Here is a 10,296-nt window from a genome sequence, read left to right on the forward strand (position 1 = left end):
CAAGGACCTTCACCATAGGCCCCGTCTTCGCATGACTCTGTTCGATGACGCACGTTCGGATGACTGACAGCATCTTGCCGCAAAGAATTTTCATGGCGATGCAAATTCGTCATCGAAGGTACGCTGCCGCACCGACCCGCGTTTGTAGCGTCTTTAGACTTTTTCACATGGTCACGGCATTCGTTGGCCCTGGGGATCTGTCTTTTTACTTGAGGAGGAAGCACCATGTTATTCATTATCTGGATCGTCGTTGGCGGTATTCTGGGTTGGCTGGCCAGCATGGTCATGAAAACCGATGCCGAGCAAGGCATCATCCTGAACGTCGTGGTCGGTATCATCGGCGCCTTCCTGGGCGGCTGGTTGCTCTCGCCACTGTTCGGTACCGGCACCATCAATTCCGACGACTTCAGTGTTGCTTCGCTCCTGGTCTCGTTCTTGGGTGCAGTTATCCTGCTGGCCATCGTGAATCTGCTGCGTCGCGGTCGCGTTCGCTAATATGGTGGTTCGCCACCCATAAAAAACCAACGCCCTGTGCGTTGGTTTTTTTTCCTCTGCGATTTTACTGATGAGCTCAAAAAAGTTCTGGACACTGTTGCTGACAGTGGCCGCCACCCTCGTGCTGGGGGTGCTCGCATTGAATTTCATGCCGGGCGAAAAACAGATCGAACGCCAGCTGACACGGCAGTACGACACGGCCGATCCGCAGTTCCGCCGCTCGCTCGGCGTGTTGCTGGGTCCACCGATCATCGAAGGCAACCAGGTCGACGCACTGCTCAATGGCGACCAGATTTTCCCGGCGATGCTCGAGGCCATTCGTGGTGCGAAAAAAACGATCACGCTGGAAACCTACATCTACTGGTCGGAATCGATCGGCACCGAGTTTTCAGAGGCCCTGTCCGAGCGCGCGCGCGCCGGGGTCAAGGTGCACGTGATGCTCGACTTCATGGGCAGCATGAAGATGGACACCGCCCAGGTCGACAAGATGAAAGCGGCCGGCGTGCAGGTGCAGCGCTATCACAAGCCGGTCTGGTGGAAGCTGGCACGCATGAACAACCGCACCCACCGCAAGCTGCTGATCATCGACGGCACGGTCGGCTTTACGGGCGGCGTGGGCATTGCCGACCAATGGCGCGGCAACGCGCAGGACAAAGACCACTGGCGCGACAGCCACTTCCGCGTCGAAGGCCCGGTCGTCGGACAGATGCAGGCCGTGTTCAACGACAACTGGACCAAGGCCACGGGCGTCGTTCTCGATGGCCCGGCGTACTTCCCGCCGCTGCAGGCAAAAGGCACGATGCCGGCGCAGATGTTCTCCAGCTCGCCCACGGGCGGCAGCGAGAGCATGCACCTGATGTACCTGATGGCGATCACGTCGGCGCGCGAGACGATCGATCTGTCGGCCTCGTATTTCGTGCCGGATGAACTGACGGTGCGTACGCTGATCGCCGCCGCCAAGCGCGGCGTGAAGGTACGCCTGATCACGCCGGGCCACATCATCGATTCGGATCTGGTACGCGCCGCCTCGCGCGACCGCTGGCCCGAGTTGCTGGCGGCCGGCGTGCAGGTTTCGGAATACCAGCCGACGATGTACCACGTCAAAACGCTGATCGTCGACAAGCTGCTGGTGTCGGTGGGCTCGACCAACTTCGACAACCGCTCGTTCAGTATCAATGACGAGGCCAACCTGAACGTGCTCGATGCCGGGTTTGCGACGCAGATGACGGACGTCTTTGATGCCGACTGGAAGCTGGCCAAGCCGGTAACGCCGCAGGCCCTCGCCAAGCGGCCATGGTGGGAACACGTGAGCACGTGGTTCGCGTCGCTGTTCGAGGCGCAGTTGTAAGCGCCGTCGCAGGCGCCGTTGCAAAGGAGCCCGCGCCGGGACAGGCGCGGGCTTTTTCATTGGCGTGGCTGAAATACAGGTTGACGATCCGATAGCGGATTAACCATACTCACGAACACTCCCCGGAGTCCGTAACTATCCCTTCCCAACCAGACCAAAGCGCATGAAAAAGACCCTTCTCTCGCTCGCCATCCTGACCAGCTTCGCCGCCCAAGCGGACGAAGGCATGTGGATGCCGCAACAGCTGCCACAAGTAGCCAAGCAATTGAAAGCCGCCGGCCTCAAGCTGGATCCGGCAAATCTGACCAAGCTGACTGAATTCCCGATGGGCGCGATCGTGAGCCTGGGCGGCTGCTCGGCGTCGTTCGTCTCGCCGCAAGGTCTGGTCGTGACCAACCACCACTGCGTCTACAACAGCATCGCCGTCAACTCGACGCCCGAGCGCGACCTGCTGGCCAACGGCTTCCTGGCCAAGACCATGGCCGACGAGCTGCCGGCCTCGCCCGGCAGCCGCGTATATGTCACCGACGAAGTGGCCAATGTCAGCGCCCAGGTCATCACCCCTGAAGTCGCCAAACTGACCGGCAAGGCCCGCATCGACGCCATCGAAAAGAACCAGAAAACCCTGGTGGCGGCCTGCGAAAAAGATGCCGGCTACCGCTGCACCGTGGCCAGCTTCTACGGCGGCCTGGAATTCTATCGCCTGAAACAGCTCGAAATCCGCGACGTGCGCCTGGTGCATGCACCGGCGTCCGGCGTCGGCAAATTCGGCGGCGACACCGACAACTGGATGTGGCCACGCCACACGGGCGACTACGGCTTCTACCGCGCGTATGTCAGCAAGGATGGCAAGTCGGCCGAGTTCTCGAAGGACAACGTGCCGTACCAGCCAAAGCACATCATCAAGATCGCCAAGGACAACCCGAAAGAAGGCGACTTCGTGATGGTGCTGGGTTACCCTGGCCGCACCAACCGTCACCGCCTGCCGTCCGAAGTGGCGTTCACGTTCGACTGGAACTACCCGGCCTTCATTCAGGCCTCGAGCGAGACGCTGGCCATCATCGACCGCGAAACCAAGAGCGATCCGGCCGCCAAGCTGAAATACGCAGGCCAGATCGCGGGCGTGAACAACTACTACAAGAATCGCAAGGGTATGCTGGTCTCGTACCAGGGCAGCGACTTCCTGCAGCGTAAAACGGCCGAGCACAATGCGCTCAAGGCCTGGGTCAATGGCGACGCCGCGCGCAAGGCGCAGTACGCAGCCGACATCGACACCGCTGAAACCCTGATCGCCGAACGCGATGCGGGCACCAAGAAGAGCTTCTTCCAGACCTACGCACAACCGAAGTTCCTGTCGTCGGCACGCACGCTGTACCGCCTGGCCAACGAGCGCACCAAACCGGACGCCGAGCGCAAGACCGGCTACCAGGAACGCGACCTGCCACGCCTGACGTCGATCGTCGAAGGCCAGGACCGCACCTACGACGAAAAAGTCGACAAGGCGCTGGTGCTGAACTTCCTGACCAAGTACAACGCGCAACCGGCCGCCGAACACGACGCCGCCTTCGACGCCGCACTGGGCATCCGCGCCGGCATGAGCGAGGCCGAACTGAAAGCCGCACTGGACCGCATCTATGCAGGCTCGAAACTGGCCGACAAGGCAGCGCGCACCGCGTGGCTGAAAAAGACGCCAGCCGAGTTCAAGGCATCGAACGACAGCTTCATCAAGGCAGCGGTCGCGATGTACGACGCCGACATGAAGGATGAAGAAAAGCAGGAAGAGTCGGCCGGCAAGATCCAGCAAGCCTACGGCAACTACATGAAGGCCAAGATCGCCTACATGAACAGCCGCGGCCAGGCCGTCTACCCGGACGCCAACAGCACGCTGCGCGTCACCTTCGGCAAAATCGCCGGCCGCCCGCAAGGCGCCGACGGCACCACCGGCTGGACCGCATTCACCACCGTGGCCGGCGTCACCGCCAAGCACACGGGCGAAGGCGAGTTCGACGCACCGGACAACCAGCTGGCTGCGATTCAGGCGAAGAACTTCGGCAAATACGTCGACCCGAAACTGAAAACGCTGCCAGTGAACTTCCTGGCGACGCTGGACATCACGGGCGGCAACTCGGGTTCGGCTGCACTGAACGCCAAGGGCGAGCTGATCGGCCTGGCATTCGACGGCACGCTCGACTCAATCATTTCGGATTGGGACTTCAACAAGGCCATGACCCGCTCGATCCAGGTCGATACCCGCTACATGCTGTGGAATATGCAGTATGTCGACAAGGCCGATAACCTGCTGAAAGAAATGAACGCGCTGTAAATCTCGCGTCGTTAATTTTGCCGAAGGCCGCGCTACCGCAAGGAGCGCGGCCTTTTTAATACCCCAAACAAATCCCCAACAATTAGGGTCAGAGTCGAATTGTTTGACAACTTTTGCGGATGAGCCGTTAATTCGACTCTGACCCTAGTTATCTCTAGGGCAATTGGCCAATAATTCGACTCTGACCCTAATTAATTTTTATCTAAATTTGGCGGGTTTGGATAGCTGCAGGAAATTAATACCGAGAGTATTTGGATACGCCGTAACTTCTACCGAACTCAAGCAGAAAACCACCGCAAAAACAATTAGGGTCAGAGTCGAATTGTTTGACAACTTTTGCGGATGAGCCGTTAATTCGACTCTGACCCTAGTTATCCTGCGGGCAATTGGCCAATAATTCTACTCTGACCCTAATTGAAGGATGGCGGTGAGTTCAGTGGTGATTTGGGTAGCCAGGCGGTGGATGTGGAGGCCGTCGACGAAGCCGTGGTGGGCCTGGACCGAGAATGGCAGCGTCAGATTGCCGTTGGAGGCATCGCGGAAGCGGCCCCAGGCCAGCGAGGGGATGTCGGGCTGCGCCAGCACCGCGGTCGGGTGCTGGATCGATGTGAAGTCGAGCCAGGGGATGCAGGTGACGAAGACTTGCTCTTTCGCCTGACGCGGTGACAGGGCGGCGTACTGCGTGTTCAACGCGGTCATGCCGGCGGCTTCGGCGCCGGCGGCGCGGCTGCGAGCGACGAACGTGTGCAGGTCGTCGGACCACGCGAACATCGCGAAATTGAGGTCGTCGTTGGCGTTCGTGACCGTGAACGATGGGGTCAGGCGCTCGATGCGAATGACCTTGCCGTCCACGATGCGGTAGCAGAAGTTCTCGATCTTCAGCACCGCGCGCAGCGTGGCGCACAGCAGCACGTGGAATGGCGCCAGGCCCTGCGCGCGGCACCAGGGACGAAAGTCCGGCAGCGTCAGCGTGAAGCACAGGTTCAGCGCCGGGCTGTCCATGCTGTCGAACAGCGCGAAGCGGTCGCGCCGTCGTTCGAACTTGTCCATCGTGATCGCCAGCCGCTTACGCCTGCGGTTTGTTCAGGCGGCTGTTGCGCATGCTGTAGACGAAGTAGGTCACGACCGCCACGCCCATCCAGATGAAGAACACACGGAACGTCGTGCTCGACAAATCCTTCATGATGTACAGGCAGGCCAGAACCGACAGCCCCGGCACCACATACGGGCCGAACGGCACGCGGAAGCCCGGTGGCGCGTCAGGGCCCTGCTTGTGGCGGATCACCGGCACCGCGATCGATACCACCATGAACGCCGTCAGCGTTCCCATGCTGACCATGTCCCACAGGAAGGTCGAGTCGACCGTGCCCGCCACCAGACCCACGACGGTGCACACGATGATCGTATTGGCCACCGGCGCCTGCGTGCGCGGGCTGACTTTCTGGAACACCTTCGGGATCAGGCCATCGCGGCTGATCGCGTAGAGGATGCGGGTCTGGCCGTAGATCGTCACCAGCGTCACCGAGAACACCGATACCACGGCGCCGGCCGACAGGATCAGCGCCGGCCAGGCCTGGCCCGTCACGTTCTGCAGGATCACCGACAGGCCGGCTTCCTGGCCTTCGAACAGGTGCGCCGGCTGCGCGCCCATCGCGGCAATCGCCACCAGCATATAGAACACGGTCACGATGACCAGCGCCGACAGGATCCCGATCGGCACGTTGCGGCGCGGGTCCTTGACCTCTTCGCCGGCAGTGGCGATGGTGTCCAGGCCAATGAACGAGAAGAACACGGTGCCGGCAGCGGCGGTCACGCCGGCCATGCCCGCGTAACCCTTGCTCTCGTCCATATTGAAGAATGGCTGGAAGTTGTTGGCGTCAAAGCCGGTGAACGCGATCGCGGAAAAGAACACCAGGATCGCCAGCTTGATCATCACCATGATGGCGTTGGTCGTGGCCGATTCCTTCGTACCGCGCACCAGCATGATGCCGCACATGATCACGAGCAGGATCGGCGGCAGATTGATGTGGCCCGGATTGAACGAGACATTATGGTGGTCCGATACGAACATCGGCGAGCGCAACTCGATGGGTATCTGCCAGTGGAAGGCGTTGAGCAGGAAGTTGTTCAGGTAATCGGACCAGCCGATCGACGTCGCACTGGCCGCCAGCCCGTATTCGAGCAGCAGGCAGGCGGCGACGATGAATGCCGCGAATTCGCCCAGCGTCGCATACGCGAACGAGTACGAGGAGCCCGATGCCGGCACGCGCCCGGCCAGTTCGGCGTAGCAGAGCGCAGTCAGGCCGGCGGTGATCGCCGCGAGCAGAAACGAGAGGACGACGGCAGGACCGGCCTTCGGCACTGCTTCGACCATCGTGAAAAAGATGCCGGTACCAATCGTGGCGCCCACGCCGATCATCGTCAGCGGGAACAGCCCGAGCGAGCGATGCAGGCCGGGCAAGGCGCCGGCAACGCCAACGGATGTGCCCTCGTCGTGATGGCGTCCCGCCGGTTTGGTACGTAGCAGCTTTTGGCCCAGAGTCTGATTCACGGCGAGTCCTTCAGTACGCGGTTGCAATCGCGTTCGACGCCGCCGGTAAGCAGTCCCCAAACGCAGTCTCAAAACGAAGCTGCGATTATAGGGGACTCTGCTGTCGCTGAAGACATTTTGTTTGCACGCGCGACAAGACCTCAATCGAGCAGGTGGATGCGCTCGCCCGTCATGCTGCGCTGGGCCGGCTGGCCATACACGCGGATGCCGCCCGAGCCCGAGGTACGGGCAAACAGCGACTGCCTGACCGTGGCCCGGATGCTGCCGGCGCCGCTCGCACCCAGGTCGGCATCCTGCGTCGTCAGGCCCGCCAGATCGGCGCTGGCCGAGCCGCTCACGCGGGCGTTGAGCGAGCGCACCGCGCCGCTGGCCTCGAGCGAACTCGATCCACTCAGCTCCATGCGCGCAACCTCGCCGTTAACGGGTCCGACGCGCATCCGGCTCGACCCGGACAGCGTGACATCGATGCTGTTGCTGGTGAGCCGGGCCGCATCCAGCAGACCGGAGCCGCTCGCGCGCGCATGCAGGTTGCCCGCCGTACCGGCCAGCGTCACGCTGGCCGAACCGCTCTTGCGCACATCGAGCGGCGCCCCATTCAGGCCGCCCACGTCGACGCGGGTCGCGCCCGACGCGTGCACCTCGGTCAGGCGCGGCGTCGTGTAGATGATGCGTAGCAGCGTCTTGCTGCGCACGTTCTGCTCGGACCAGATGCGCAGCGTGTCGCCCTGCGTCTCGGTGCGAATCAGCGGCAGCAGGTTGCTGTCGGCTTCCACCACCAGCGACGCGACCGGCCCCACACGCACATCGACCGGCAGCGCGCCGCTCACGTCCAGTGCCGGCAGCGCCGCGATGGCGCGGGCATCGCGCGCCGCGATACCGTTGCCCTCTGTCGTCCCGCTGCTCCACGACGTATGAACGCGCATGTCGCTGCCATCCTGCGGCGCGACGATGATGGCGCAGCCGGCAAGGGCAGCAAGAGCGGCAGCAAGGGCGATGGGGGTACGCATGGCAGTCCTGACAGGTGGTTGTTCGATTGATGGCACTCTACCAACCGCCCTGCCCCCTAACGTGCTGGATGCGACAAACTGCAAAAACGGCGCCGTGGACTGCATGCCCCCGGCGCGAACCGTGTCAGCCCTTGCCTGGCCGCGTGGTATCGAACAGCGTCTTGAATTCGTGCGGCTGCGAGCGCCAGTACTGCGGCGGCGCGCTGACCTGCGCCTCCAGTTCGGCCGCCGCGTGCCACGGCCAGCGCGGGTCGTACAGCATCGCGCGCGCCAAAGCGATGACGTCTGCCTGGCCCGCCTGCAGGATGGCTTCGGCGTGGCGCGCCTCGGTGATCAGGCCCACGCCGATCGTCGGCAGGGCCGTGTCATGCTTGATGCGTTCGGCGAAGCCGATCTGGTAGCCCGGCTCCACCGGAATCTTCTGGGCAGGCGACACGCCACCGCTCGACACGTGGATGAAGTCACAGCCGATGCGCTCCAGTTCCTGCGCAAAGCGCACGCTCTGCTCGAGGTCCCAGCCGCCATCGACCCAGTCGGTGGCCGAGATGCGCATCCCGAGCGTCATTGACGGCACGGCGGCGCGCACGGCCGCGAACACCTCGAGCGGATAGCGCATGCGGTTCTCGAGCGAGCCGCCGTATGCGTCGGTGCGGTGATTGGCCAGCGGCGAGAGGAACTGGTGCAACAGGTAGCCGTGGGCGCCGTGCAGCTCGATCGCATCAAAACCCAGCGCGTGTGCGCGGCGTGCACCGGCAACAAAACCGTCGCGTACCCGCGCCAGGCCGGCGGCATCGAGCGCCAGTGGCGCGGCGTCGCCCTCGGTATGCGGTACAGCGGACGGGCCTTCGGTCTGCCAGCCGTTGGCCGCATCGGGGGCGATCTGCGCGCCACCTTCCCACGGCACGTTCGTCGATGCCTTGCGGCCCGCGTGGCTCAACTGGATGCCGATCTTGATCGGTGAATGACGACGCATCGCCGCCAGAATCGGCGCCAGCGCGTCGGCATGGGCGTCGGACCACAGGCCCAGGTCATTTGGCGAGATACGGCCTTCCGGCACGACGGCCGTGGCCTCTAACGTGATCAGCGCGGCGCCGGACAGCGCCAGGCTGCCCAGATGGATCATGTGCCAGTCTGTGGGCAGGCCATCGACAGCGGAATACTGGCACATCGGGGCGATGGTGATACGGTTGGACAGCTCGAGGGGGCCGAGCGAGTACGGCGAAAACAGCATGGTCATGGTGGCTCCTGCATATCAAGAGCACCAGTCTAGCCCGACATGAAAATTCGTGTCGTCAACCAAAAAAAGCTGGGGTCAGGTCTGACATTCGGACACGATCTCGACAATCGCGTAGTGGGAACCAGCTGGCACCGGGCCATGCTAATACTGGGCAAGACACTGTTGGAAGTGGCTAAGGCTGAGGTCGTGTCCGAATGTCAGACCTGACCCCGGCTGTAAGGCTGAGGTCGTGTCCGAATGTCAGACCTGACCCCGGCTTTGTTATGGAAATACGTATCATCGCCCAAAGAAAAAACGGGCCGCGGCCCGCTTGGTCTTACCCGATGCGTACCACCATGATTCCGGCGCGCAGGCCTACCCGCACATCCGGGTTCGGGAACACGACCAGTTCTTCGTCGTGCTGCACCGTGTAGGTCGTTGCGCCATCCTGCGCGATGACGTCACCTTTTTGCATCGGCGTGAAGTTCCAGGTCTCGCGCCCTACCCGCATGCTGAACGCGTCGGAGAGCTTGATGATCGACTGCGCTGTTGCGAATACGCGCGGTGGCGACGTTGCTGGCTGCGCCGGCTGCCCGCGCAGCAGGCGATCCAGCGCGCTGGACGCAGCGGCGAACTGCGACAGGTCATTCTGCCCCAGCGTGCCGACACGACCCAGTTCGACCGTGCTGCTGGCCGCGCCGAGATGCTCGGCCGTGAAGTAGCTGTAGGTGCCGGCCGATTCGGGATTCATGATGATCGCTTCGATCCCTGCCTCGCCCAGCCACCCCATCAAGCTTTCGCGCGCGGCATCCGCAATCAGTTCCGGCACGATCGCGAACATCGGATAGTGCGACGGCCTGATCGCCGTGTGCAGGTCGAGGTGCCAGCGCGCCGGGCCGCTGCCCTCGAAAAACGCGCGGGTCGCCTCGATCAGCACATCGGCGCGCCCTGCCTCGAACGTCCCGGCGAGCGAGCCGCGTTCGGTGCGGAACATCCGGTTCAGGTCGGCGTCGATGAAACGCTTGCCGGCGCGGATGGCGTCGATATGCCCGACACACAGCATCAGGTCCACCGCCAGCGCGCTGGCAGAGCGTGACAGCGCATCGACCAGATACGCCACCATCTCGATCGGCCCCGTCTCGTCGCCATGCACGCCGACCGACACCAGCACGCTGGGGCGATCGGCGTCCGGCGTTGCGGCGCGCACCGTCAGGATGCCCGATGCCGGCAACCCGACGACAAAGCCGACATCACGAAAACGCTGCGCGACCGCGCCGAAGTCCGCTTCGGCCAGCGCGCGCACCGCTTCCGGCAATCCTGCTGCGGCTGGGGTGCTCATCTCACTGCTCATCTCAG

General features: G+C 62.8%; 8 protein-coding genes. 3 read left to right on the top strand and 5 right to left on the bottom strand.

Annotated elements, in window-relative coordinates:
- Positions 1-225: 225 nt before the first annotated feature.
- The 3 genes from AC56LH_RS17930 (at position 226) to AC56LH_RS17940 (ending at position 4,166) form a co-directional block, all read left to right on the top strand.
- Positions 226-495 (top strand): GlsB/YeaQ/YmgE family stress response membrane protein, encoded by a 270-nt coding sequence (locus tag AC56LH_RS17930; RefSeq protein ID WP_123067791.1) that lies wholly within the window; start codon positions 226-228, stop codon positions 493-495.
- Between the two features lie 70 nt (positions 496-565).
- Positions 566-1,843, top strand: a complete 1,278-nt coding sequence (locus tag AC56LH_RS17935; RefSeq protein ID WP_499648264.1) for a phospholipase D-like domain-containing protein — start codon at positions 566-568, stop codon at positions 1,841-1,843.
- Between the two features lie 163 nt (positions 1,844-2,006).
- Positions 2,007-4,166, top strand: coding sequence for a S46 family peptidase (locus AC56LH_RS17940; protein ID WP_499648266.1), 2,160 nt, complete (start codon positions 2,007-2,009; stop codon positions 4,164-4,166).
- A gap of 399 nt (positions 4,167-4,565) precedes the next feature.
- Here the strand turns inward: AC56LH_RS17940 and AC56LH_RS17945 are convergent, their stop codons facing one another.
- The 5 genes from AC56LH_RS17945 to AC56LH_RS17965 form a co-directional block, all read right to left on the bottom strand.
- Positions 4,566-5,216 (bottom strand): CatA-like O-acetyltransferase, encoded by a 651-nt coding sequence (locus tag AC56LH_RS17945; protein WP_499648268.1) that lies wholly within the window; start codon positions 5,214-5,216, stop codon positions 4,566-4,568.
- Positions 5,217-5,232: 16 nt separating this feature from the next.
- A complete protein-coding gene (locus AC56LH_RS17950) occupies positions 5,233-6,717 on the bottom strand; it encodes an APC family permease (RefSeq protein WP_183556004.1) in 1,485 nt (494 codons plus the stop codon).
- A gap of 140 nt (positions 6,718-6,857) precedes the next feature.
- Positions 6,858-7,724, bottom strand: coding sequence for a head GIN domain-containing protein (locus tag AC56LH_RS17955; RefSeq protein ID WP_499648270.1), 867 nt, complete (start codon positions 7,722-7,724; stop codon positions 6,858-6,860).
- Between the two features lie 124 nt (positions 7,725-7,848).
- Positions 7,849-8,961, bottom strand: coding sequence for an NADH:flavin oxidoreductase/NADH oxidase (locus tag AC56LH_RS17960; RefSeq protein WP_499648272.1), 1,113 nt, complete (start codon positions 8,959-8,961; stop codon positions 7,849-7,851).
- A 316-nt stretch (positions 8,962-9,277) separates the two neighbouring features.
- The gene (locus AC56LH_RS17965; RefSeq protein ID WP_499648274.1) at positions 9,278-10,279 is read right to left on the bottom strand and encodes a succinylglutamate desuccinylase; all 1,002 of its coding nucleotides are present in this window, start codon (positions 10,277-10,279) and stop codon (positions 9,278-9,280) included.
- Positions 10,280-10,296 lie beyond the last annotated feature (17 nt).

Source organism: Telluria sp. LT1R51-2 (genome assembly GCF_059685775.1).

Bases quoted from the DNA above. Each gene is read 5' to 3' on its own strand.
- AC56LH_RS17945 (WP_499648268.1), bottom strand. From the start codon at position 5,216: ATGGACAAGTTCGAACGACGGCGCGACCGCTTCGCGCTGTTCGACAGC.
- AC56LH_RS17965 (WP_499648274.1), bottom strand. From the start codon at position 10,279: ATGAGCACCCCAGCCGCAGCAGGATTGCCGGAAGCGGTGCGCGCGCTG.
- AC56LH_RS17935 (WP_499648264.1), top strand. From the start codon at position 566: ATGAGCTCAAAAAAGTTCTGGACACTGTTGCTGACAGTGGCCGCCACC.
- AC56LH_RS17960 (WP_499648272.1), bottom strand. From the start codon at position 8,961: ATGACCATGCTGTTTTCGCCGTACTCGCTCGGCCCCCTCGAGCTGTCC.
- AC56LH_RS17940 (WP_499648266.1), top strand. From the start codon at position 2,007: ATGAAAAAGACCCTTCTCTCGCTCGCCATCCTGACCAGCTTCGCCGCC.
- AC56LH_RS17955 (WP_499648270.1), bottom strand. From the start codon at position 7,724: ATGCGTACCCCCATCGCCCTTGCTGCCGCTCTTGCTGCCCTTGCCGGC.
- AC56LH_RS17930 (WP_123067791.1), top strand. From the start codon at position 226: ATGTTATTCATTATCTGGATCGTCGTTGGCGGTATTCTGGGTTGGCTG.